At 40.8% G+C, this 22,223-nt stretch carries 29 protein-coding genes; 13 read left to right on the top strand and 16 right to left on the bottom strand.

Annotated features, from left to right (window positions below; translation table 11 throughout):
• Positions 1-142 precede the first annotated feature (142 nt).
• The gene (locus G8782_RS16410; RefSeq protein ID WP_172373162.1) at positions 143-403 is read right to left on the bottom strand and encodes a DUF1871 family protein; all 261 of its coding nucleotides are present in this window, start codon (positions 401-403) and stop codon (positions 143-145) included.
• Between the two features lie 73 nt (positions 404-476).
• Between G8782_RS16410 and G8782_RS16405 the strand changes: the two genes are divergently transcribed.
• A complete protein-coding gene (locus G8782_RS16405) occupies positions 477-1,649 on the top strand; it encodes a MalY/PatB family protein (protein WP_172373160.1) in 1,173 nt (390 codons plus the stop codon).
• A gap of 14 nt (positions 1,650-1,663) precedes the next feature.
• Here G8782_RS16405 and G8782_RS16400 read toward each other — a convergent pair whose 3' ends face one another.
• From G8782_RS16400 to G8782_RS16390, 3 genes are read right to left on the bottom strand one after another with little or no spacing between them, the layout of a single operon-like run.
• The gene (locus G8782_RS16400) at positions 1,664-1,891 is read right to left on the bottom strand and encodes a hypothetical protein (RefSeq protein WP_172373158.1); all 228 of its coding nucleotides are present in this window, start codon (positions 1,889-1,891) and stop codon (positions 1,664-1,666) included.
• 41 nt (positions 1,892-1,932) lie between these two features.
• A complete protein-coding gene (locus G8782_RS16395; protein WP_172373157.1) occupies positions 1,933-2,523 on the bottom strand; it encodes a peptidylprolyl isomerase in 591 nt (196 codons plus the stop codon).
• Between the two features lie 12 nt (positions 2,524-2,535).
• A complete protein-coding gene (locus G8782_RS16390; RefSeq protein ID WP_172373156.1) occupies positions 2,536-3,255 on the bottom strand; it encodes a peptidylprolyl isomerase in 720 nt (239 codons plus the stop codon).
• A gap of 138 nt (positions 3,256-3,393) precedes the next feature.
• Between G8782_RS16390 and G8782_RS16385 the strand changes: the two genes are divergently transcribed.
• The 9 genes from G8782_RS16385 (at position 3,394) to mnhG (ending at position 11,649) form a co-directional block, all read left to right on the top strand.
• On the top strand, positions 3,394-4,626 hold the full coding sequence (locus G8782_RS16385) for an MFS transporter (protein WP_172373155.1): 1,233 nt from the start codon (positions 3,394-3,396) through the stop codon (positions 4,624-4,626).
• 100 nt (positions 4,627-4,726) lie between these two features.
• Complete coding sequence (locus tag G8782_RS16380) at positions 4,727-5,743, top strand: DUF1646 family protein (RefSeq protein ID WP_172373154.1); 1,017 nt, start codon at positions 4,727-4,729, stop codon at positions 5,741-5,743.
• Positions 5,744-5,900: 157 nt separating this feature from the next.
• Positions 5,901-8,315, top strand: a complete 2,415-nt coding sequence (locus G8782_RS16375) for a Na+/H+ antiporter subunit A (RefSeq protein ID WP_172373153.1) — start codon at positions 5,901-5,903, stop codon at positions 8,313-8,315.
• Positions 8,302-8,724, top strand: a complete 423-nt coding sequence (locus G8782_RS16370; protein WP_172373152.1) for a Na(+)/H(+) antiporter subunit B — start codon at positions 8,302-8,304, stop codon at positions 8,722-8,724. The genes G8782_RS16375 and G8782_RS16370 overlap by 14 nt, the downstream gene beginning before the upstream one ends.
• Positions 8,724-9,065: a Na(+)/H(+) antiporter subunit C gene (locus tag G8782_RS16365; RefSeq protein WP_172373151.1), complete on the top strand. Its 342-nt coding sequence runs from the start codon at positions 8,724-8,726 to the stop codon at positions 9,063-9,065. Before G8782_RS16370 ends, G8782_RS16365 begins: the two co-directional genes overlap by 1 nt.
• On the top strand, positions 9,058-10,539 hold the full coding sequence (locus G8782_RS16360) for a Na+/H+ antiporter subunit D (protein WP_172373149.1): 1,482 nt from the start codon (positions 9,058-9,060) through the stop codon (positions 10,537-10,539). The genes G8782_RS16365 and G8782_RS16360 overlap by 8 nt, the downstream gene beginning before the upstream one ends.
• 6 nt (positions 10,540-10,545) lie before the next feature.
• Positions 10,546-11,025: a Na+/H+ antiporter subunit E gene (locus tag G8782_RS16355; RefSeq protein ID WP_172373147.1), complete on the top strand. Its 480-nt coding sequence runs from the start codon at positions 10,546-10,548 to the stop codon at positions 11,023-11,025.
• On the top strand, positions 11,022-11,303 hold the full coding sequence (locus G8782_RS16350; RefSeq protein WP_172373139.1) for a Na(+)/H(+) antiporter subunit F1: 282 nt from the start codon (positions 11,022-11,024) through the stop codon (positions 11,301-11,303). Before G8782_RS16355 ends, G8782_RS16350 begins: the two co-directional genes overlap by 4 nt.
• A complete protein-coding gene (mnhG, locus tag G8782_RS16345) occupies positions 11,287-11,649 on the top strand; it encodes a monovalent cation/H(+) antiporter subunit G (protein ID WP_172373138.1) in 363 nt (120 codons plus the stop codon). Before G8782_RS16350 ends, mnhG begins: the two co-directional genes overlap by 17 nt.
• Before the next feature lie 52 nt (positions 11,650-11,701).
• Here mnhG and G8782_RS16340 read toward each other — a convergent pair whose 3' ends face one another.
• Positions 11,702-11,935 carry a hypothetical protein gene (locus tag G8782_RS16340; protein ID WP_172373137.1) on the bottom strand — a complete coding sequence of 78 codons (234 nt, stop codon included), beginning with the start codon at positions 11,933-11,935 and terminating at the stop codon, positions 11,702-11,704.
• 92 nt (positions 11,936-12,027) lie between these two features.
• Positions 12,028-13,539 carry a leucyl aminopeptidase gene (locus G8782_RS16335; protein ID WP_172373136.1) on the bottom strand — a complete coding sequence of 504 codons (1,512 nt, stop codon included), beginning with the start codon at positions 13,537-13,539 and terminating at the stop codon, positions 12,028-12,030.
• 153 nt (positions 13,540-13,692) lie between these two features.
• On the opposite strand from G8782_RS16335, the gene G8782_RS16330 reads away from it, so the two are divergent.
• Positions 13,693-14,169, top strand: coding sequence for a divergent PAP2 family protein (locus tag G8782_RS16330; protein WP_172373135.1), 477 nt, complete (start codon positions 13,693-13,695; stop codon positions 14,167-14,169).
• 56 nt (positions 14,170-14,225) lie between these two features.
• On the opposite strand, the gene G8782_RS16325 is transcribed toward G8782_RS16330, so the two are convergent.
• From G8782_RS16325 to G8782_RS16305, 5 genes are all read right to left on the bottom strand, one after another.
• The gene (locus G8782_RS16325) at positions 14,226-14,585 is read right to left on the bottom strand and encodes a YuiB family protein (RefSeq protein WP_172373186.1); all 360 of its coding nucleotides are present in this window, start codon (positions 14,583-14,585) and stop codon (positions 14,226-14,228) included.
• 119 nt (positions 14,586-14,704) lie between these two features.
• Positions 14,705-15,202 (bottom strand): NUDIX domain-containing protein, encoded by a 498-nt coding sequence (locus G8782_RS16320; protein WP_172373134.1) that lies wholly within the window; start codon positions 15,200-15,202, stop codon positions 14,705-14,707.
• Between the two features lie 75 nt (positions 15,203-15,277).
• Positions 15,278-16,489, bottom strand: coding sequence for an FAD-dependent oxidoreductase (locus G8782_RS16315; RefSeq protein ID WP_172373133.1), 1,212 nt, complete (start codon positions 16,487-16,489; stop codon positions 15,278-15,280).
• Positions 16,490-16,793: 304 nt separating this feature from the next.
• Positions 16,794-17,156 (bottom strand): HesB/IscA family protein, encoded by a 363-nt coding sequence (locus tag G8782_RS16310; RefSeq protein ID WP_172373131.1) that lies wholly within the window; start codon positions 17,154-17,156, stop codon positions 16,794-16,796.
• A gap of 170 nt (positions 17,157-17,326) precedes the next feature.
• Positions 17,327-17,563, bottom strand: coding sequence for a NifU family protein (locus G8782_RS16305; protein ID WP_172373129.1), 237 nt, complete (start codon positions 17,561-17,563; stop codon positions 17,327-17,329).
• A gap of 87 nt (positions 17,564-17,650) precedes the next feature.
• Between G8782_RS16305 and G8782_RS16300 the strand changes: the two genes are divergently transcribed.
• Positions 17,651-17,980 carry a YuzD family protein gene (locus G8782_RS16300; RefSeq protein ID WP_172373126.1) on the top strand — a complete coding sequence of 110 codons (330 nt, stop codon included), beginning with the start codon at positions 17,651-17,653 and terminating at the stop codon, positions 17,978-17,980.
• A gap of 132 nt (positions 17,981-18,112) precedes the next feature.
• Here the strand turns inward: G8782_RS16300 and G8782_RS16295 are convergent, their stop codons facing one another.
• On the bottom strand, positions 18,113-19,180 hold the full coding sequence (locus G8782_RS16295) for an NAD(P)/FAD-dependent oxidoreductase (protein ID WP_172373124.1): 1,068 nt from the start codon (positions 19,178-19,180) through the stop codon (positions 18,113-18,115).
• 138 nt (positions 19,181-19,318) lie between these two features.
• Between G8782_RS16295 and G8782_RS16290 the strand changes: the two genes are divergently transcribed.
• Entirely contained in the window at positions 19,319-19,555 is a 237-nt protein-coding gene (locus tag G8782_RS16290; RefSeq protein ID WP_172373122.1) for a YuzB family protein, read from the top strand.
• A gap of 58 nt (positions 19,556-19,613) precedes the next feature.
• Here G8782_RS16290 and G8782_RS16285 read toward each other — a convergent pair whose 3' ends face one another.
• The 4 genes from G8782_RS16285 to lipA all read right to left on the bottom strand — a co-directional run bounded on the left by G8782_RS16285 (position 19,614) and on the right by lipA (position 22,214).
• Positions 19,614-20,378: a TIGR01457 family HAD-type hydrolase gene (locus G8782_RS16285; protein WP_172373121.1), complete on the bottom strand. Its 765-nt coding sequence runs from the start codon at positions 20,376-20,378 to the stop codon at positions 19,614-19,616.
• Positions 20,375-20,830, bottom strand: a complete 456-nt coding sequence (locus G8782_RS16280; protein ID WP_172373120.1) for a DUF86 domain-containing protein — start codon at positions 20,828-20,830, stop codon at positions 20,375-20,377. The genes G8782_RS16285 and G8782_RS16280 overlap by 4 nt, the downstream gene beginning before the upstream one ends.
• A 118-nt stretch (positions 20,831-20,948) precedes the next feature.
• The gene (locus G8782_RS16275; protein ID WP_172373119.1) at positions 20,949-21,236 is read right to left on the bottom strand and encodes a YutD family protein; all 288 of its coding nucleotides are present in this window, start codon (positions 21,234-21,236) and stop codon (positions 20,949-20,951) included.
• A gap of 18 nt (positions 21,237-21,254) precedes the next feature.
• A complete protein-coding gene (gene lipA, locus G8782_RS16270) occupies positions 21,255-22,214 on the bottom strand; it encodes a lipoyl synthase (protein ID WP_172373118.1) in 960 nt (319 codons plus the stop codon).
• Between the last annotated feature and the right edge of the window lie 9 nt (positions 22,215-22,223).

Here is a 22,223-nt window from a genome sequence, read left to right as displayed (position 1 = left end):
ATCAAGAAGACAATGGAATCTTAAAAAGATGACTCCGATTGAATATCGAAGTCATCTCATAGCTGCCTAATTAGCAGCGGGTATTTTATTAAACTGTCCGAAATTTAGGGCGCAGTTCAAAAAATCCATAGGTTGTTTTATTTCATACGATGCATTTCGCTTCGTATTTTATCGCTAAAAGCTTATAGGATATTTGAACGCATTTTTCAATTGGAATCCACATTTCATATGAGTGTTCGTAAATCTCGCGAATCTTTTTCGCGAGGTCTGCTGGATGATCAAGGCGATGCAGTTCAGCTACGACATCCACGATTTCTAGTTCGTATGCTTTCTCACCTTCGTCAAATGGGTCCCATTGTTCTAAAAGACTGATTGCTTTTTTATTCATTTCTATAGTTTCCATTATTGATTCACCTTATTTTTATTTGGATAATTATATGATAGCATAGGAATGGAAAAAGAAAAGGAGGATTTTTATGAGTATTTTCGAGAAATTCATTGATAGACGTAAAACGCGGTCCATTAAATGGGATCGGTTAGAAGAAGTTTACGGCATCGAAAATGCCTCCGATATATTACCAATGTGGATTGCCGATATGGATTTTGCTGCTCCCGGGGTTGTTATTGATGCGATGCAAGAAGTGCTCGATCACGGGGTTTTTGGCTATTCATACATATGCAATGAATGTAAAGACGGCATCCGATTATGGCTTGAACAACGCCATTCTTGGAAAACAGAAAATGAATGGATGTTATTTCATCACGGAGTTGTCCCCGCAATCGCTACGGTTATTGAAACGTTTACCGAAAATGGTGACGGTATTCTCATTACTCCACCTGTTTATCCGCCGTTTTTTCAAGTTCCGGAACGTATGGAGCGTACTATTGTTGAATGTGTAATGACTGAAAAGGACCGCAATTATTCAATCGATTTTGTGGAATTTGAAAAAGCGCTACAACAGAATGTGAAATTGTTTATTCTTTGTAATCCGCATAATCCAGGAGGAATTGTCTGGACAGAAGCCGAACTTTTGAAACTGATTGAACTTTGTGCGAAATACGATGTCTTTATATTATCTGATGAAATTCATGCGGATCTCGTTTTCCCTGAACATCGACATATAGCTTTGGCTTCGATAGCCGGTGAAGAAGCACATCGAATAATTACATGCGTTGCCCCAACGAAGACATTTAATCTTGCGGGTGTTCAAGCGGCCATCATGATTGCTTCTGATCAAGAAGTTAGAGCAAAACTTGAACAAAACGCGCTAGCACATGGACAGATGTCACTTAGTCCGTTTGCTGCAGCTGCTGTAAAATCAGCTTATACAGAGGGCGGGCCATGGCTTTCTGAGCTTCTTGACATCATTTCTGGGAATATGGACTATGTGATTGCCGAATTAAAACAAGCAGTGCCGAGTATTAAAATAAATAAACCGCATGGTACGTATTTGCTATGGATAGATTATCGCGATACCGGACTTTCTGAAAAAGAGATAATGGAAAAATTATTAACTAAAGGGAGAATCGCTCTGGAACCGGGTTCGAAATACGGTGAATCTGGAATAGGTTTTCTCCGCATGAATGTTGCTTGCCCATTAGCTACCGTGAAAGACGGAGTGGGGCGGATCATTACTGCATTATCTTAAAAAAATGAGAACCTTCAATTTTGAAGGTTCTCATTTTTTTTCGCTTCGTTTTCTGCGCGACGTTCACGCAAGATTCTTTCTTCAAGTTCTTTCGTCTCTTCTTCTTGCTTCTTGGAATTACGACGAATCCAATTGAATGTAAGGATTAATAGAATCATGAAAATCACAAATGAAATTGCGGCAGGTATATACTCTGCTTTATCTTCTGGAAAGTAAAGGAACGGCATTAATAGAGCGTTCATTTACGTACACTTCCTAACTTAATTTATTTCGCATGTCTAGTTTATTTTTGAAGGATTTCGATCGATTCGATAGAAACATCTTCAACTGGTTTATCTTGCGGGCCTTTTTTCACTTTTGCAATTGTATCAACAACATCCATTCCTTCAATCACTTGACCGAATACTGTATGTCTATGATCTAAATGCGGCGTGCCGCCCATTTTGTCATATGCTTCTACAATTTCTTCCGGGAAGCCTGCGCCTCTTAATTGGTTTACAGTTCCGCCAGGTAATTTTGACGCTTGAACAATGAAGAATTGGCTGCCGTTCGTCCCTGGTCCAGCGTTCGCCATAGAAAGAGCTCCGCGTAGATTAAAGACTTTAGTCGAGAACTCGTCTTCGAATGAGTCGCCCCAAATACTTTCTCCACCCATGCCAGTCCCTGTCGGATCGCCGCCTTGGATCATGAAATCTTCAATTACTCGGTGAAAAATAATACCGTTATAATAGCCGTTTTCAGCATGCGTCAAAAAGTTTTCAACTGTTTTTGGCGCAACTTCTGGAAATAATTTAATCTTGATCGGGCCGAGTGTCGTGTTCATGACTACGAGTGCCTCGTTTGCCGCAACTTCGTTTGTTAATTGTGGATACATTGTTATTGCCTCCTATTTTTCCGTAAGAATTTCGATTGATTCAATGATAATATCTTCAATCGGTCGTGTTTCTTTTGCTTTTGCTTTTGCAATTTTATCAACTGTGTCCATTCCTTCAATCACTTGACCAAATACTGTGTGGGAATGATCGAGATGCGGTGTGCCGCCCATATTTTCATAGGCTTCGCGAATTTCATCAGAGTAAACTAAAGGTTTTTCCTGATTGAGAGCAGCCTCATCCACTTCAGTTTTTTGTACGATGAAAAACTGGCTTCCGTTCGTGTTCGGTCCTCCGTTTGCCATTGAAAGAGCTCCGCGCAAATGAAAAACCGAATCTGAAAACTCATCCTCAAATGAATCTCCGTAAATACTTTCACCGCCTGCACCTGTACCGGTCGGATCACCGCCTTGAATCATGAACTCGTCCATTACTCGGTGAAAAATAACACCTTCATAATAGCCTTCCTTTGCATGCGTCAAGAAATTTTCAACCGCTTTTGGTGCAATGTCTGGAAAAAGTTTAAGCTTAATCTGGCCAAGTGTTGTGTTCATAACAACTACTTCTTCATTATCCGCGACTTTTGGCGATAATTGCGGATAACCGACTACGTTGTCTTTTGAAACATTTACTCCATCGACTTCTTTCGTTTGTTCCTTAACCGTTCCTTTACCGCAAGCAGAAAGGACGACAAGTGACAAGACTGTTAGTAGAAGTAAAGGAATTTTTCTCATTATCAATCACCATGTTTACTCTACCATATTCAATTTCAGATTTCGATAATAAAGCACGAATAAAGCACGTTCCTTTCTTCGGATTCCGAAATGTTTTATACTAAGAATGAGCTCGACTACGAAGGAAGGTTTATTTTCATGAATGTACTAAAAAGAAATTTTATCATTATGTGGGTTTGTAATTTTCTCGTTGGTGGTACAACGACAATGATTATGCCATTCCTTTCTCTCTATATCGACACGTTTGGCGATCATCCAGCTGCCTATGTTCAAAAATGGGCCGGTCTCATTTTTGGCGCTACATTCATTACTGCCTTTATTATGTCGCCTATTTGGGGAAGGGTCGCGGACAAGCACGGCTTTAAGCCAATATTGATAATTAATGGCCTTGGCCTTGCCACATCCATTTTTTTGATGAGTTTTGTGCAGACCGTTGAATCTTTTTTTATTTTAAGGCTTTTGATGGGAATCGTAACTGGATTTATCCCTACCTCTTTAGCGTTCATTTCATCCCAAACATCACGGAGTGAAGCCGGAAAAATGCTAGGAACATTGCAAATGGGAAGTGTTTCAGGAATGCTTTTCGGCCCCATGTTCGGAGGTCTGTTAGCGGATGCATTCGGATTCCAATATACATTTATCATAACTGCGGTTTCTATTACGACTGCGACAATTATCGTGTTACTCGGGATAAAGGAACAAATTAGAGTGAAAAGTAAGCGTGCAATTATTTATACGCGTAAAGTGATTTTAGGTGGCATTTTTCGTCATCGACTGATGATGAATGTCATGTTGGTCACGACGATTATTCAAATTGCAAATTTTAGTATACAACCTCTTCTTTCGCTCTATGTTGCCGAATTAACGAATGCGAAAGACGTCGCTTTTCTTGCTGGTATCACATTTAGCGCGGCAGGCCTTGGAAATTTATTGTTTGCGAGATTTTGGGGTCGCCTTGGCGATGATATCGGCTATGAGAAAGTCTTATCGATTCTCCTACTTCTATCCTTCTTATTTGTCATCCCCCAGGCATTTGTCACGGAATTATGGCAGCTCATAATCTGTCGTTTATTATTCGGGATTGCCGTCGGTGGAATGATACCAATTACTACTGCTCTTATCAGACGAGATGCGCCTATCAATATTCAAGGAGAAATGATGGGCTATAATACGAGCTTCAGATTCCTTGGAAATATTATTGGTCCGATGTTTGGCGGTATCGTGAGCGGATTTATCGGCATCTCTTCTGTGTTCATTGTCACCTCCTCTCTATTTCTTGTTGGATTTACTTTCCTTTATCTTGCCAAACGAAAGCCAGGACAAGATTTTGAAGAATTCTTAGCTGAAGAAAATCAATCTACCAAAACATGATTTTTACATTTAGCAATAGTGAGAGAATTGCCCTTAATTCATATTAGCAAAATGACTTTTTCATGTTATACTATTAAAAAATTAACGAAGGAGAGGTCATATGATTTTAGGACTTACAATAATCTTAATTCTCGTTTTATTTATGCCGTTCACAATAAAAATTGTCGAACGGAACTTGGAAATCTTTCTCTTTATCATGGGTGTTGCAGCCGCATTTATTAGCGGGGTTTTTGATAAGTCGCTTTTAATGAAAGCGCTCGAGGATCCCATACATATAACATTAGCTGTTTTAATAGCGGGGCTCGTATTCCGCTGGTTGCAAAAACCGATTGAAAAAGGAATTACGGGAACGAGTAATGCAATGCCTTTTCGGTTGTTTCTTGCGCTTGTCGTTATCGTGCTAGGAATTATTTCTAGTATAATAACGGCTATCATTGCGGCAATCGTTCTGGTGGCGGTCGTCAGTGTTCTCAGACTCGACAGAAAATCTGAAATTCGCTTAGTCGTGTTAGCTTGTTTTTCAATTGGAATGGGCGCTGCGTTGACACCGATTGGCGAACCGCTTTCTACAATCGCTACAAGCAAATTGAATGAAGACTTCTTCTATTTATTACGATTGATAGGACCGGATGTCATCCCTGCGGTAATTATATTCGGAATTCTTGCTGCTGTCCTGATCACCCCAAAGAAATCTTCAAATGGGCTATCATCAAAGCTAGAGAAAGAATCCTACTTTAAAATCTTTATTCGCAGTTTTAATATTTATTTATTCGTCATGGCATTAACTTTACTTGGTGCGGGATTCGAACCGTTTATCGAGAAGTACTTGCTCGGACTTAGTCCACTCGTACTTTATTGGATTAATATGATTTCTGCTGTATTGGATAATGCGACATTAGCTGCAGCGGAAATTAGCCCTGCGATGGATGGACCGACGATAAAAGCGATTTTACTTGGATTACTGATCAGCGGCGGTATGCTAATCCCTGGAAATATTCCAAACATCATCGCGGCCGGAAAATTAAATATTACCAGCTTGGAGTGGGCGCGTTTCGGCGTTCCTGTAGGTTTAATCGCAATGATTGCTTACTTCATCGTTATTTTGACTATGAGCTAAAACTATTTTACAATATTCGCGGGTCATGCTATACTGACCTCAATCAAATAAACGGACGTGTTTTGGAGGAGTCTGTCACCAAGGGGTATCTATGCCTTTAGTGGTAGACTTTTTTTGCGTCTTTTGATGAAAACAATGATTTGGAAGGAGGATTTTCTTGGAATTCGTATTGTTAATTTTTCTGCCGATAGTGGCAGCACTTTTCGTTCCATTCCTATATAAGACAGTAAAAAACATACATACAGGATGGTTCGTATTTATCATATCGGCTGCTTTGTTCATCTATTATTTACGTTTTATTGAAAAGACTTTGAACGGCAATGTCGATACATCAACACTATCATGGATTCCATCGCTCGATATTGCATTTATCGCCTATATCGATGGGCTAAGTCTTCTTTTCTCTTTGCTCATCACTGGAATCGGAGCACTCGTTGTGCTTTACTCTATTTTCTATCTTGACAAAAAACGTGAGAAATTGAACAACTTTTACGTGTATTTACTAATGTTTATGACTGCAATGTTGGGAATTGTACAATCCGATCACATGATTACTCTCTATTTGTTTTGGGAGTTAACATCCATTTCATCATTTTTACTGATTGGTTACTGGTACACCCGGGATCGTTCGCGATTCGGCGCACTCAAGTCGATGATGATAACTGTATTCGGCGGACTGATGATGCTCGGTGGACTTGTACTTCTATCCATTATGGGAGATACGTATTCCATCCGCGAATTAATCGCAAATGCGTCCTCCTTTATCGGACATGATTACTTCACGCTGGCACTTGTCCTAGTCTTACTCGGTGCCTTTACGAAGTCCGCACAATTTCCATTTTACATTTGGTTGCCCGATGCGATGGAAGCGCCTACACCAGTAAGTGCTTATCTCCACTCAGCAACGATGGTCAAAGCTGGACTTTATCTTGTCGCCCGCTTCACACCCATCTTTGCGTCTTCAGAAGTGTGGATTTGGCTCGTTACAGGAATCGGTCTCCTCACCTTATTCTGGGGGTCGTTCTTTGCTGTAAAACAAACAGACTTGAAAGCCATTCTTGCTTTTTCTACGGTGAGTCAACTTGGACTAATCATGTCTTTACTAGGTGCTAGTGCTGTTGCGTACCACGTAACCGGCGCTGATGCAGCGATTTTCAAATTTGCGGCATTTGCTGCGATTTTCCATTTAATTAACCATGCGATGTTTAAAGGAAGCTTATTCATGGTGGCGGGGATTGTTGATCATGAAACGGGAACCCGAGATATTCGTAAACTTGGTGGCTTGATGAGCATTATGCCGGTCAGTTTCACCGTAGCGTTTATCGGCTCTATGTCCATGGCAGGATTGCCGCCTTTCGGCGGATTTTTAAGTAAGGAACTTTTCCTCACTTCGATGCTGGCCCTTCGCGATTTCGAATTATTTAACTTTGCCACATGGGGTATTATATTCCCGATTGTTGCTTGGGTGGCAAGCGTCTTTACATTTGTATATAGTTTCTATTTTGTCTTTAAAACGTTTGCCGGAAAACGAAAAATGCAATCACTTCCGAAAGAGCCAAAAGAAACTTCACTTGGAATGCTTCTTTCACCAGTCGTTCTTGCAGCTATCGTCGTTGTGATTTTCTTCATCCCGAATCTGATTGGAAAAATGTTTGTCAAGCCAGCTGTTGTTGCGATGCAATCCGGTTTGTACAATCATCCCGATGAAGTCACTGTAAACGTTTCTGCCTGGCATGGATGGTCGCCTGAACTTATGATGACGTTAGGCATTATCGCTTTAGGCGCATTTCTTTTCTTAACCATGTCGAAATGGCAAAAACTATACGATATACAACCGCAGTATTTCTCTTTGAATGCGTTGTATGACACATTAATGGTTTTCGGAGAAAGCGGTATGAACCGGTTGTCTCGTTTCTATATGACGGGATTAATCAGAACATACCTGGTCTATATGTTTGCATTCATCGCTGCGATTACGACTGCGGCTCTTTTCATACAAGACGCATTTGCAGTTGATATGGAAAGCTTTTCTCCGCTGAATACTTACGGCATCATGACAGCTGTCATCCTCGTGCTCGCTGTAGTAATGGTATTATTTGCTAAAACCAGATTAGCGGCGATTATCGCACTAGGAGGCGTTGGCTACTCTGTTGCCCTGTTCTTCGTCATATACAAAGCGCCAGATCTAGCTTTGACACAACTGGTAATTGAAACAGTTTCGGTAGCGCTATTCTTGTTAGCATTCCATCACCTGCCAGCACTCAAAAGGCACGGTGAAAGTACAAAGTTTCGTTTAGGCAATTTTATAATCGCTGCGGCAGTTGGTATTACCATGACACTACTTGCTTTATCCGCACATTCGCAAAAGCTCATTCCATCGATATCCCAATACTATAAAGATACGGTCTTTACAGAAGCAGCGGGTGGAAATATAGTAAACGTCATTCTCGTGGATTATCGTGGATTTGATACCTTGTTCGAAATTGCCGTCCTCGCGATTGCAGGCATCGGCGTATATAGCATGATCCGATTACGCCTTTCAAGAAAGGAGAATTCTGATGAAAACAAATGATGTCATTTTACAAACCGGAACGAAAGTTGTGTTTTTCATCATCTTTCTCTTTTCAATTCATATATTTTTCGCCGGACATTTTGCACCCGGGGGCGGATTTGTCGGCGGACTTCTTACAACAGCAGCAATCGTCCTTTTACTGCTTGCTTTTGACTTGAAAACTGTTCAAAAAGCATTGCCGTTCAACTTTATGATTGTTGTAGCCGTCGGTTTATTGCTAGCTCTCGGAACAGCAGCGGGTTCGATTTTATTCGATGTACCATTTTTCACGCATGCTTATGATGATTTTAACTTACCACTCTTCGGGGTTTCGTCACTGCATACAGCAATGATTTTTGATGCGGGCGTGTATCTTGTCGTAGTTGGTTCAACAATTACGATGATCCAAACGATTGGAGGGGATTCGTAATGGAGTTTGTGATGGCGATTGTTATCGGCATTTTATTCATGGCGGCTGTGTACTTGATTTTATCTAAAAGCTTGCTCCGCATTATTCTCGGAACGGGTCTTCTCAGTCATGGGGCCCATCTACTTATCTTAACGATGGGAGGACTAGGGGGTACATCGCCGCCCGTTCTCGCTGAAGGGGTTACAGATTATGTAGACCCCCTTCCGCAGGCGCTTATTTTAACGGCGATCGTCATTAGCTTCGGTGTAACGGCATTCATTATTGTTCTATTTTACCGAACGTATGCTGAACACAAGACCGATAATATGAATTTAATGAAGGGAAATGACGAACATGATTAATCTTTTATTATTGCCGATCATTTTGCCGTTTTTCTTCGCGATTATTCTTCTATTCTTTAAGGAGAATGTCCGTGTCCAAAGGACTTTGACGCTCATCGGCTTAGCAATTAGTTTCACTTTCTCGCTAGTTCTTATGGCTAAAGTGAAAGCTGACGGCGTACAAACATTAACACTTGGAAGTTGGCCGGCACCTTTCGGAATTACGATGGTTTCTGATATGGTATCCGTTTTACTCGTAACGACTTCAATTCTCATTACATTTTTCATTGTGATGTACAGTTTTGAAGCAATCGGTAAAGAGAGAGAACGGTTCTATTATTATCCCGCGGTACTCTTTATGCTCACAGGTGTGAATGGGGCGTTTACGACAGGTGATATTTTCAACATGTTTGTATTCTTTGAGGTATTTTTGATGGCTTCTTATGTACTCATCGTCCTTGGCGGCGAGAAAAAACAATTACGCGAATCCATTAAATACATACTTGTTAATGTGATCTCTTCCGCATTGTTTGTCGTGGCAATTGCGTTGTTGTATTCCGTCATTGGTACGTTAAACATGGCAGATATTTCGGTGAAAATTGCAGAAGTCGGGCAACCGGGTATTATCACAGTAATTGCGATTCTATTCCTTCTCGTTTTCGGAATAAAAGGCGCGATTTTCCCGCTTTACTTTTGGTTACCTGGCTCATACTCTGCACCGCCTATCCCAGTGCTTGCATTGTTCGGTGCCTTGTTAACGAAAATTGGCGTCTACGCAATTACTCGGACCTACACATTGTTTTTCATTCATAATATGCCGGTGACACATGAGTTACTGTTAGTGTTATCCATCCTGACAATTGTTGCGGGGTGTATCGGTGCTCTTGCTTATTTTGATTTGAAACACATTATGATTTACAACATCATTATTGCAGTCGGCGTCATTTTATTTGGTGTTGCGCAAATGAATGATGCCGGCATGACTGGCGCGATGTTTTATTTAATTCATGACATGATTATTAAAGGAGCGTTATTCCTCCTTATTGGTATCATCATCGCAATTACGGGTACTTCAAATTTACGTAAGATGGGCGGACTAATGAAGACCAATGCCCCTCTTGGTTGGATGTATTTAATTGCGGCGTTTGGCCTTGCGGGAATTCCCCCGCTCAGCGGATTTACGGGTAAGCTTCTTATTGTGAAAGGCGCATTTGAAGCGGGTAATGTTTGGGGGAGTGTTTTTATTCTCGCCTCTAGTTTAATTGTTCTATTATCCGTTATTCGAATTTTCATCTATGCATTTTGGGGAGAGCCTGTCGAATTACCAACTACAAAGCGCCGTTCTTACCGAATTATGATTGTTCCCGCTGCCCTGCTTGTCGTGATTTCGATTGCGTATGGAGTTGGAACAGAATGGATTGTTCCGTATATGACGGACGCTTCGGATGTATTATTAAAACCGTCTATTTATATTGATGCGGTTCTAAAGGAGTAGATGACGATGGCTTTCCAAATACTGTTAAACTTTTTCATCGCGCTCGTCTGGATGTTCTTGAGCTCATCGATGACGGTTACGACATTCGTCATCGGTTATTTAATCGGGTTCATTCTCCTTCTAATGATGAGACGATTTTTTCATGAGAGACTTTATATTGAACGACTTTGGGCTGCGATTAAGTTAACGTTCCTTTTCATCCGGGAATTAATAATGTCCAATATTTCAGTGTTGCGCTTGGTGCTTCGTCCGAAACTGGATATCCAACCTAGAATCTTTGCGCTGCCGACTGACCTTGAACAAGATTGGGAAATTACATTGCTTTCTAGCCTTATTACGTTAACGCCGGGAACGATTGTCGTTCATGTTTCTGATGATCAAAACATTTTATACGTTCATGCGATAGACGCAGATGATGTCGATGATGCAATCGATTCAATTAAAAACACGTTTGAAAAAGCAATCAAGGAGGTGAGTCGTCCATGATGACATTCATTTGGATTTCTCTAATTGTTGTCATTTTATCAATGGTAGGTATGTTGTATCGAATTTTCCGCGGACCTTCGATTCCGGATCGACTTGTCGCCCTTGATGCTATTGGCGTTATGTTTATTTCAGCAACAGCGCTACTTTCTATTTTATTTGAAACTGGATTTTTCTTAGAAGTGATTTTACTACTTGCAGTTTTATCGTTTATTGGGACAGTTAGCTTCTCCAATTTTATAGAGAAAGGAAAGATAATCGAGCGTGACCGTAATTACTAATACACTAATCGTTGCTACAATCGGTATAGGACTCATTTTCACGGTCGTTACAGTTATCGGCGTCATACGTCTACCTGATGTTTACACACGTGCACATGCAGCTTCTAAAAGCGCTACGCTAGGCGTGCTCAGCATCTTGGTCGGAGTGTTCTTTCACTTTTGGCTAAACGAAGGACATTTTAGTATAAAAATCCTTCTCGGCATTCTTTTCTTATTCATTACTGCCCCCATTGGCGGCCATTTGATGAGTAGAGCCGCATATATGTCAGGTGTAAAACCGACTAAACATACTGTGGGCGATGATTTAGCAGAAGTTGTTGAACAAGCGAAAAAAGAAAAATTATAATAAAAGCATGGAGACCGGTTATATCGGTTTCCATGCTTTTTTCTTCAAATTATTAAAACGGTCGATAATATCCATATGGCGGATAGCCGTAGTACGGATACGGGGCATATGGGTAACCGTAGTACGGTGGGTAGCCTCCGTCGAATCCATCAAACAATACGCTTCCTAAGAGACCGCCTGCTAATCCTCCAATAAATGGTCCTCCAAATCCTCCAAAACCAAAGCCGCCGTGTCTATGTCCGCGATGGCTGTGATGGCCGTGATGGCCGTGAAATCCTCTAGGCAATTTACCTTCCCCCTTCTCACTTCTCACTTCTCACTTCTCACTTCTCACTTATCCTATTCAAACAAGAACATGAGAAAGAGGACAGCAGCCTATTAGTTGTTTATATCGGTATTTGCCATGCGTTCGACAACTGTCGCAAGCGTGCGGACCATAACGCCAGTTGCTCCTTTTGGACCGAGATCATGGGCAGAACTCGCGTCTGAAGTACCTGCAATATCCAAATGAATCCAAGGCGTATCACCGACAAATTCTCCGATGAATCCCCCGCCGAATATCGCATGACCATCGCGACCTGGGGAGTTATTTAAATCAGCTACTTCACTTTTGCGAAGACGTTTCTTATCGCTTTCAGTTAATGGAAGTCTCCAAACAAATTCTCCCGTTTCGGTTGCTGCATGCATAAACTCTTCAAAGAACGCCTCATCGTTTGTAAGTGCTCCCGTCTTGTCTTTGCCTAATGCAACGATAACGCCTCCTGTGAGCGTCGCTACGTCGATTAAATAGTCTGCACCGGCTTGCTTGGCAAATGTAACCGCATCTGCAAGAACGAGACGACCTTCTGCATCCGTATTTAACACTTCAATTGTTTTACCGCTTAACGACGTGATGACATCATCCGGTTTAAAGGCATCGCCAGATACCATATTATCAGTTGAAGCAATGACGGCTATGACGTTTTTCGCGGGACGTGTTTCCCCAATGATTTGCATGGCGCCAAGGACAGCAGCCGCTCCACCCATATCGCCTTTCATGCCAACCATACCGTCACGCGGTTTTAGTGAATAACCTCCTGTGTCGTATGTAATCCCTTTTCCGACGAGCCCGACAACGTCTTCCCATGTATCGGTTGCAGTATATTTTAAAACAATGAGTTGCGGTTCTTCAACGGATCCTTTATTGACCGCTAGGATCGCGCCCATTCCCTGCTCTTCCATTTCTTTTCTTCCGAGAACTTCGATTTCAAAATCATATTTTTCCGCAAGTTGACGGGCATAGTTTGCCATTTCAGTCGCAGTTAACATATTTGGCGGCATATTCACAAGGTTTCGCGCCTCATTTACTGCCTGGGCATTTATGCTTCCTACTTCAAAAGCTGCCTTAAACTCATCTTGATTTGTATCTGATAAAAATGACACTTCTTCAAGTGAAACGTCGCGTTCATTGGAATCAGTTTTATAGCCTGCAAACTTATACATGCCAAGTCCAATTCCTTCGGCCGCAATAAAGGCTACATCCTCATCCGTTATTTTTTCATTTGTAAATGGAGTCGGCCAAATGGCAACTGAGGAAGCTTTCATGTCTGAAAGTTCTTTCCCGACGGTTGCAAATACTGCACGCAGCCGATCTTCACTTAATTTTCTTTTCGCTCCAAGCCCTATAAACAAAATTCGTTCGAATCCGTTCTCATTAAAAGCCGGCATTTTAACAACTTGTTTATAATCAGTTTTTATCTGACCCGATCTTACCCACTCAGGAAAACTGTTGCTATAGGATGCAACGAAGTCTTCCCACCCTTGAGTATTTTCCGGATGTTCGGGTACACCAATGATAAGGACTTCAGTTTCAACCTTGTTAAAATTTTGTTCGACCATATTAATTTTCATTAGAATCCCCCTTTTTAAGTACATCTTTAATTATAGACTATAATTTCATTTGTTAGAAATGACCTTTCTCATTTTTATGATTTCTGTTCTTCTATTGGTTTTATATGGTATACTATCGATAATATTTTTCGTAGAAAAGAGTTGTAAATTTAAATGGCTATTTTTCAAAATATCCCGCTTCTTGCGGCATTATTCGGTATTATTTTTGCGCAGTTCATTAAAATCCCGATTAAATTTCTAATCACTCGAAAACTTGACTGGAAGCTCATGACTTCTACCGGCGGGATGCCAAGCTCCCATTCAGCTGCAGTCACATCTCTCACAACTGCAATTGCTTACGAAACGGGAATCGATTCGCCACTTTTTGCAGTCTCGGCGATTTTTGCGGTCATCGTGATGTTTGATGCAACTGGAATTCGTTTCCAGGCAGGTCAACAAGCAATCATCATTAACCAAATGCGGGTCGACTTTCAAACTTTTGTACAAGAAGCGAAGGGCTGGCAGAAAAAAGACGAAGAACAGAAAATCAAAGAATTAAAAACTTTGCTGGGACATAAGCCGAGTGAGGTATTCGCTGGTGCCGTCACCGGTGTTATAATTTCGATTATTATTTATACTTATTTTGTTTAAGAAATGGAAAAGAGAGGTTCAGCAATAATTTGCTAACCTCTCTTTTTAATATTGAATTAGAACATTTGATATCCTTGCTTGCGGAGTAATTTCATGACAAATCCAGAAATAATTGCGCCGACAAGACCGCTTGTTAGTATGATAATGTCTGCTGTTTGAAGCGCCATGAATTTCACGCCCAAAAGTTTAAACGCATATGCTGGTTTCGTTATATATTCGTATATTTTCACTTCATCAATGATTAGAATAACGATAATCGGATAAATAATCGCCATTAGCCAGGTCATTCGAAGTAACATATTCAATAAAAATCCGATACCGAAAAAGATCACGATAAATATAAGTACGGATAACACGACATGAACAAGTGAAATCGATCCTTGTGGCGAGGCTGCTGCAATCGCTAAAGCATTCATAAAAGTCATTAGGGTAACCTCCATTTTCCATTCATAATTTTACATGAATTGTCGGAAGCATTCAACAGAACATCACTAGTTCGATAATTTGTCAGATTTAAGATGCAATGTCTTGACCATTACTTATTGAAATATAATTTGTAAGACGTATACCCGAATCCATCTCCCGGATTTACATTTAATATTTCATCAAAGCCTGATTCCAATACATGTTCCGCAATTTCATGAATCATAACGGACACATTTTTATCCGCTTTCAATTCTGCTGGACTTTTCCAAGCAACTTCAGAAATTTCTTCCTCTTGAGGTATGATGGGTTGATTTTCATCGATAGGCTTCAGGAGAAAAATTGCTAAATTATCGCTTATTTCATCTTGCAACACGCCTGTTCGAAACCCGATCATGGCCACGACTTTGCAGTCAATTCCCGTCTCTTCTTTCACTTCGCGAACTGCTGCAATGTCCGCTGTTTCTCCAACATCGACAAAACCAGCCGGAAAAGACCATTTCCCCATTAAAGCACTGTATTTTTTCTTTACAACAAGCCAATTTCCATTACTATGCCTGACTAAACCTGCAGCACCCAGCCAAACGTTTCCTCTTTTTTTCCGCGACATCTTAAGACCTCCAATTTGAAAAAAGCATCTCCTGTCAATTAAAAACTGACAGGTAGATGCTTTGCAAACCTCTTATTATAATATATTGAATTTACCTTTTTTAATTGTTAAACCGATTCCGCCAATGAGGAATAGCGAGCGATTATCAACCACTTTCTTCATGAATGAGGCCTTTTTACCGGTCAATTTCTTGCCAAATGCGACACCAATCGCATCGTCACTTCCAAGTGAACAAATAGCACCTTTAATATCTGGTGTAAAATCTTCTGTTGGTTGTCCTTTTAAAAGTGCAATAATATTGTTGGCACACATATCACCTTGTTGCATCGCAATTTGAGCTGTTGGCGGATATGGACGGTTGATTTCTTCGTTGATCATAAGTGCACAGTCTCCAACGATAAATACGTCAGAATAACCCGGTGCGCGAAGATCTTTGTCCACTTTGACGCGTGCACGCATGTTTTCAATACCCGTTTCTTCGATTAGACGGTTACCGCGTACGCCTGCAGCCCATACAACTGTACCCGCTTTAATGAATTCAAACTCATCTTCGCCTGTTTTAATTTTCACGCCTTCTTCAGTCGCTTCCACAACTGGTGTCCCGATTGAAAACTCGATGCCTTTTGATTCTAGTTGACTAACCGCATATTTAACAAGGTCCTCATCGAATCCTGGAAGAACCATTGGCGCCGCTTCAACGCAAAGCACACGTACTTTTTCGAATGGAACATCAAACTCTTTACAAAGTTCAGGTACACGATTACCTAATTCACCCAAGAATTCGATTCCTGTGAATCCAGCCCCGCCGACAATAATCGTTAGACGGCTATCGTCTTTCTCCGTTTCTAGTGACCAAGTCGCGAATTGGTATTCAATATGTTCGCGGATTTGACGAGCTGCTTTAACGTTTGCAATCGACAAAGCATATTTATCAAGTCCAGGAATACCGAATGTTTCACCTTCGAAACCGAGTGAAATAACGAGGTAATCGTATGTATGCGTTCCGACATTTGTCGTTACAACTTTCCCTTTTACATCGATTGCCTCAACGGTCGCTTGAACAAAATCAACATGAGATGCAATTACATCTTTGATATCATAACGCACTTGTTCAGGAGATAGTGTCCCCGCAGATGCTTCATGCAACCATGTAGATTCATAGTGATAGTCATTTTTATTAATAAGAACGATGTTAGCCTCATTGGCTCCCAAAGATTTTTGTAAATTAACAACTGTTGATAAGCCGCCGTATCCTGCACCTAAAACTAATATTGTCGGTCTTTTCACGAAGATCGAACCACCTTTTAATTTTTTATTTTACTCAGAACAGGTAAAATGACATGCAGAGCTCTCTGCACTAAATTTACACGTTCCGAGTTGCCGTCACATTTTTAACAAACTTACTCTCTCCTATATTAGCCCTTTTGGAAGGGTATTTCAATACCGCAATTTAATTGGGAATGGTATGAAAATACTGAATAGGCAGTCGTGTAGATGTGCAAGCAAAAAAAACAGACCCTCCTAAATGCTTTTTTAGAAGGATCCTTAATTTAATAGAATGCTTCGGATGTAATAATTCCGAGATATTTTTTTAACAGTCTTCCGGTGAACCGACCTTTGTCGCTGTTCTGAATGAGGTTCCGCAACCGCATGATAATATTGCGTTCGGATTATTAATCGTGAATCCGCCCCCCATGAGGGATTCTTTATAATCAATTTGCGTACCTTTTAATATATCTACATCGTCGTTCGCAACAATCATTTCGATGTCATGTTGCTTCAGTAACTGATCTTTATCGGTCAATTCTCTCTCAAATCCTAAACCATAAGTGAGTCCGCTGCACCCACCGCCATTAATCGCGACACGGAGGTATGAACCTTCTTCCCCATTATGACGCATCATTTCTTTAACGCGGTATGCTGCCGCTTCTGATAGTTCAACTAATTGAGTCATTTACGTTCACCTTCCCTATCCTTTACATCTATTGTAGCAATCTTTCGACGTTCTATGCAATCAAAAAAACTCGTTTTTAATGTTGGTTAAGCTATAATAAAGTTGGAGCGTTACTAAAGTAAACCAAAAAAAGGCCCGAATCAGGCCTTTTTAATGGAGTAATTTTCAAGTTAAAATACTTGTTCTACTTCTACTACGCCTGGAACTTCTTCGAGCAGAGCGCGTTCAATACCCGCTTTTAGTGTAATCGTTGAACTTGGGCATGTGCCGCAAGCACCGAGAAGGCGAAGTTTTACGATACCATTCTCAACATCGACGAGCTCACAGTCTCCTCCATCGCGAAGAAGAAATGGGCGTAATTTATTTAGTACTTCTTGTACTGGTTCTGTTAATGCTGCATCAGTCATTTAATTTCGTCCCCTTTCCTTATAATAATCATTATAAACTGGAAAGAAGAAAAAATCCATCTTTGAATTCCAAAGGAGTGTTTTTAATTGAAAAATCCTAATGTAGTGATTGAAGTTTACGGTGCAGATGTGATTTGTGCAAGCTGTGTAAATGCCCCGTCCGCCAAGGATACGCATGAATGGTTAGAAGCTGCCATCAGTCGAAAATATCCTGAACAACCTTTCAACATCGAGTACATTGATATCGATTCTACAATTGAGAATGATCGACAAAATGAAATTGCCGAAAAAGTCCGCAACGACGAATATTTTTATCCGCTAGTCATGATTAACGATGAAATGATCGGCGAAGGCCATATCCAATTGAAACCTGTTTTTAATGCGCTTGAGAAGCTTGGCTATGAGGCTAGTAAATGATGCACGTGGAAAGCGTCCGCACGAAACGGAAATCAATGATTCATATAATAAACAATTACTTAAATAATGGATCAAAAAAAGTATGGAATGAGATTTTTGTTGAAAAATCTCATCCATACTTTTTCCTTTTCATTAGCCATTATGGCGTTTGTACATCCATAGTACGCCTGATTTTAGTAGACGTGCGATGCGGCCTGTTACGGTGCGGTCTGCGAGGTAGGCGAAGCCTTGCTTTTTACCTAATGAACCTAGGAAACCTTTCAATTTGATTTCCGGCATTTTTTCAGGCAGCGGTTCTTCATTCCACACATGACGCAAGACTTTTACAATTTGCTCTGCTTGTTCCTCTGCGACTTGCGCACTTGGCGCGTAAGGAAGAGCTGCGCAATCTCCTGCTACATAAACATCATTATAATTTGGTAACTGGTGATATTTATTTAACACTAGGCGACCTGAGTCACCTTTTTCTGTATCAATATTTTGTACGGGAGTAACCGGACGAATTCCCGCTGTCCAAACAACCGCATCTACCGGAATGGTCTCTTCATGGTTATATAGCACACCCGGACCAACTTTCGTAATGTTTGATTCCGCGACAACGTCAACGTTATGCTCGTCAAACCAACCTTTTACATAATTACTTAATCGTTCTGGAAAATCTCTTAAAATTCGAGGACTGCGATCAAATAACTTAATCGTCAAATCGGGTCTGCTTTCGCGAAGTTCACTCGCAAGTTCGATTCCACTCAAGCCGGCTCCGACGATTGCAACAGTCGCCCCGCCGCCGAGACCTAATAATTTTTCATAGGTTATACGCGACTTGCCAATTGTTTGAATGCTATATGTATGTTCCGCCGCGCCTGGCACATCATGATAATTGTCCATACAACCGAGGCCGATAACAAGTTCATCGTACGTAATGATTTGTCCATCATCAAGATACACACTTTTTTCATCAGGAGAAATTTCGATAATTTCGCCTTCTACCACTTTTAGCTGATCGTGAACAGGTAATGGTACACGTACAACTGAATCTGATACCGTTCCTGCGGCAAGTGCGTAAAACTCTGTTTTCAGACTGTGAAATGGAGTACGGTCGACTAGAGTTATTTCAATGTTGCTAGGTAAATCCTTCGTTAAAAGACGCAGTAAAATACGCATATTCCCGTATCCAGCACCTAATAAGACAAGTTTTCTCATATTTTTCTCCTTTGTAACTCAATTTCCGTTGGCTTCTCGTATTTGATTATATCAAGTTGTGACATGTTTCACAATAAGGCTGAGAAATTGACGGATGCATCATAAAGTAGTAGGATTCCTAATAGTGAGGTGATCTCCGTGAATCCAATTGTCGAATTTTGCATGAGTAATCTTGCAAACGGTTCACATAAAACTTTAGAAAAACTAGAGCTAGATCCCAACCTCGATGTTCTCGAATATGGTTGTTTAAGCTATTGTACAATATGCGCTGAATCACTTTATGCTTTGGTCAATGGTGAAATTGTAGAAGCCGATACATCTGAGGAACTGACAGAGCGCATCTATCAATTCATAGAAGATAATCCGCTCTTTTAGAAGGGCTAAAGTTCGCCCGAATTTATTAACTTTCCGTGTTCTTACACGGAAAGTTTTTTTATAGTTGCCAATCCGCAAGCGATTTAACTATATGAGTCGGTTGTTTGTCTTTGCTTAAAAGTTCTTCTACCGATGTAACGCCGCCCTCTACATAAATGGTGTCGATTCCATAGTGAATCCCGGAAAGAATATCCGTGTCATAATTATCGCCCACCATCACCATTTCGTCTTTACTATACCCGTTTTCCTCTTTTATAAAAGCTAACATATGCGACTCTGGTTTTCCGATAAAGACAGGCTTTACCCCTGTTGTAAATTCCACAAGTTTGACGATTGATCCTGCGCCAGGTAACAAACCTCGCTCTGTCGGAATTGCTTTATCCCCATTGGTCGCGATAAATTTTGCACCCGAGCGGATCGCCAAGGCAATTTCGGTGAACTTCGCATAATTTACTTCGCGGTCAAGTCCCACAACGACAATATCAGGATTTTCCTTTACGATTTTCAAACCTGCCGAAACTAACGCGTCATGTAATCCTTTTTCACCAATAATTTGAACCGTAGCTCCGTCATAATGTTTTTTGCAATAATTTGCCGAGACGATTGCCGACGTCATAATTTGCTCGACCGATGTTCTGATTCCAAAAGAGGCAAGCTTTTCTATAACTTGTTCTGGTGTTGCTGTCGAATTATTTGTTATGTAATAAGGTTCGATGCCTTGTGATTGCAAGTTTGCAATGAAAGACACTGCTTCAGGAATCGGCTCTGTCCCGTGATATACAGTGCCATCCAGGTCAAGACAATATACGTTATATTTCTTCATAGTTCCTCCTCGACAGGTAAAAATGCAGATACCGGTCCCAGTTCATGATCTAGATAGTGACGAACTTTCGTCGGAAATGCAATCAGCGCATCCATTGATTGGTTTAAAACTTCAATGACCGTTCCCGTGTTTACATTGATAAAATCTCTGACAATCATTTTCCGAAGATCAATGACATCCTTTAATGGATCAGTCATATCGGCTGTTATCACTTTTTCATCTTCCATAATGTCGATAATATCCTCATAACTCCCTGGATCGCGCATGATAAAGCCGTCAATCATTGAATTGCCGACATCGATAATTGATTCGATAACAACATGACTAAGTCGAGCTACTGCGAGGGAATGAATTAGATCACTCGTCCACTCTTTTTCTTCGTTGTAAAGCGTCAGCAATTTTTCCATATGGGTCAGTGCATTTTCTATTTGATTTCGATCAATGAAATACATTTGTTTACCCCTCTCATCTAAATTCGATATCCTTTTATATTCTACCATACGTGGACATAAAAAAAGGAAGCCCTTGTATTGATCTCGTGAGATCTTTACATGGGCGCCCGTTGACTGGTTATATTTTTTTAACTTTGCCTACCTTCTTCAAGACAAAGTGAGCACACCCGAAATTACAATACTCGTAAAGATAATCTTGCAAAGTACTTATTTTAGTCTCATAAGTAGCTTTCTGATTACGGTCATCAAAAAAACCTTTTAATCGAAGTTGCCCATATCCCCAATCACCGAGTATATAATCATATTTTTGCAACACTTCGCTATACCGTTCTAGCAAAGCTTCTTCTTGAAAACCATTTCGAAAATCTTTGATGATTTCATATTCCCAATTTTCAAGTGTTATCATTTATCTTTTCACCGCCACTCAACTTTGCAGAGTTTCTTCAAGCTTCTCTTCACCTAATCGCTGTCTTTCTTTAGCGGCTGCGTTAACTTGTTCATCTGCATGGTAACTTGAACGAACGAGCGGCCCAGCTTCACAGTGGGAGAACCCTTTTGACATTGCAATTTTTCTTAATTCGCCAAATTCTTGTGGCGTATAATATTTTTGAACAACTAAATGTTTTTTCGTTGGTTGTAAGTATTGACCAATTGTCATGATGTCTACATTGTTTGCTCTTAGGTCGTCCATTGTCTCTAGAATTTCTTCATGCGTTTCGCCAAGACCGAGCATCAACGAAGATTTCGTTGGGATGTCCGGGTACATTTCATTTGCTCGCCGGAGCAATTCAAGTGAACGGTCATACGTTGCACGTGCACGAACTCTCGGCGTTAGACGGCGTACCGTTTCAATATTATGATTTAGAATATCTGGTTTAGCATCCATGATACGTTCTAGATTTTCATAGACCCCGCCCATATCAGAAGGAAGAACTTCTATCGTAGTAAATGGGTTTTTCCTGCGGATCGCGCGAATTGTTTCTGCAAAAACTGCAGATCCGCCATCTTTTTGGTCATCACGAGCAACAGCCGTTACAACAACATGTTTTAAATTCATAAGTTGTACTGAATCAGCAACGCGTTCTGGTTCAGCCAGGTCAAGTTCGTTGGGTAATCCTGTGTTTACAGCGCAGAAGCGGCACGCGCGCGTACAAGTCGCCCCTAAAATCATGAAAGTGGCGGTACGGCGTTCACCCCAGCATTCATGGATATTCGGACAGCGGGCTTCTTCACAAACCGTATTTAGATTTTGTTCCCGCATTAATTTCTTAAGTCCTCTGTAGTTTTCATTCGTATTTAATTTAATATTGAGCCACTCGGGTTTTCTTAAATGTTCTGACTTTTTTCCACGTTCTGGTCTACATGACACGTTTACCGACTCCATTCTTTCCAA

The sequence above is a fragment of the Sporosarcina jiandibaonis genome (genome assembly GCF_013184495.1).
GTDB classification, from domain to species: Bacteria; Bacillota; Bacilli; order Bacillales_A; family Planococcaceae; genus Sporosarcina; species Sporosarcina jiandibaonis.
The sequence above is the reverse complement of the archived record's forward strand: the minus strand, read 5'-3'. Positions and strand labels throughout refer to the sequence as shown.

Bases quoted from the DNA above. Each gene is read 5' to 3' on its own strand.
- G8782_RS16410 (WP_172373162.1), bottom strand. From the start codon at position 403: ATGGAAACTATAGAAATGAATAAAAAAGCAATCAGTCTTTTAGAACAA.
- G8782_RS16405 (WP_172373160.1), top strand. From the start codon at position 477: ATGAGTATTTTCGAGAAATTCATTGATAGACGTAAAACGCGGTCCATT.
- G8782_RS16400 (WP_172373158.1), bottom strand. From the start codon at position 1,891: ATGAACGCTCTATTAATGCCGTTCCTTTACTTTCCAGAAGATAAAGCA.
- G8782_RS16395 (WP_172373157.1), bottom strand. From the start codon at position 2,523: ATGTATCCACAATTAACAAACGAAGTTGCGGCAAACGAGGCACTCGTA.
- G8782_RS16390 (WP_172373156.1), bottom strand. From the start codon at position 3,255: ATGAGAAAAATTCCTTTACTTCTACTAACAGTCTTGTCACTTGTCGTC.
- G8782_RS16385 (WP_172373155.1), top strand. From the start codon at position 3,394: ATGAATGTACTAAAAAGAAATTTTATCATTATGTGGGTTTGTAATTTT.
- G8782_RS16380 (WP_172373154.1), top strand. From the start codon at position 4,727: ATGATTTTAGGACTTACAATAATCTTAATTCTCGTTTTATTTATGCCG.
- G8782_RS16370 (WP_172373152.1), top strand. From the start codon at position 8,302: ATGAAAACAAATGATGTCATTTTACAAACCGGAACGAAAGTTGTGTTT.
- G8782_RS16365 (WP_172373151.1), top strand. From the start codon at position 8,724: ATGGAGTTTGTGATGGCGATTGTTATCGGCATTTTATTCATGGCGGCT.
- G8782_RS16360 (WP_172373149.1), top strand. From the start codon at position 9,058: ATGATTAATCTTTTATTATTGCCGATCATTTTGCCGTTTTTCTTCGCG.
- G8782_RS16355 (WP_172373147.1), top strand. From the start codon at position 10,546: ATGGCTTTCCAAATACTGTTAAACTTTTTCATCGCGCTCGTCTGGATG.
- G8782_RS16350 (WP_172373139.1), top strand. From the start codon at position 11,022: ATGATGACATTCATTTGGATTTCTCTAATTGTTGTCATTTTATCAATG.
- G8782_RS16335 (WP_172373136.1), bottom strand. From the start codon at position 13,539: ATGAAAATTAATATGGTCGAACAAAATTTTAACAAGGTTGAAACTGAA.
- G8782_RS16330 (WP_172373135.1), top strand. From the start codon at position 13,693: ATGGCTATTTTTCAAAATATCCCGCTTCTTGCGGCATTATTCGGTATT.
- G8782_RS16325 (WP_172373186.1), bottom strand. From the start codon at position 14,585: ATGAATGCTTTAGCGATTGCAGCAGCCTCGCCACAAGGATCGATTTCA.
- G8782_RS16320 (WP_172373134.1), bottom strand. From the start codon at position 15,202: ATGTCGCGGAAAAAAAGAGGAAACGTTTGGCTGGGTGCTGCAGGTTTA.
- G8782_RS16310 (WP_172373131.1), bottom strand. From the start codon at position 17,156: ATGACTCAATTAGTTGAACTATCAGAAGCGGCAGCATACCGCGTTAAA.
- G8782_RS16305 (WP_172373129.1), bottom strand. From the start codon at position 17,563: ATGACTGATGCAGCATTAACAGAACCAGTACAAGAAGTACTAAATAAA.
- G8782_RS16295 (WP_172373124.1), bottom strand. From the start codon at position 19,180: ATGAGAAAACTTGTCTTATTAGGTGCTGGATACGGGAATATGCGTATT.
- G8782_RS16285 (WP_172373121.1), bottom strand. From the start codon at position 20,378: ATGAAGAAATATAACGTATATTGTCTTGACCTGGATGGCACTGTATAT.
- G8782_RS16280 (WP_172373120.1), bottom strand. From the start codon at position 20,830: ATGTATTTCATTGATCGAAATCAAATAGAAAATGCACTGACCCATATG.
- G8782_RS16275 (WP_172373119.1), bottom strand. From the start codon at position 21,236: ATGATAACACTTGAAAATTGGGAATATGAAATCATCAAAGATTTTCGA.
- lipA (WP_172373118.1), bottom strand. From the start codon at position 22,214: ATGGAGTCGGTAAACGTGTCATGTAGACCAGAACGTGGAAAAAAGTCA.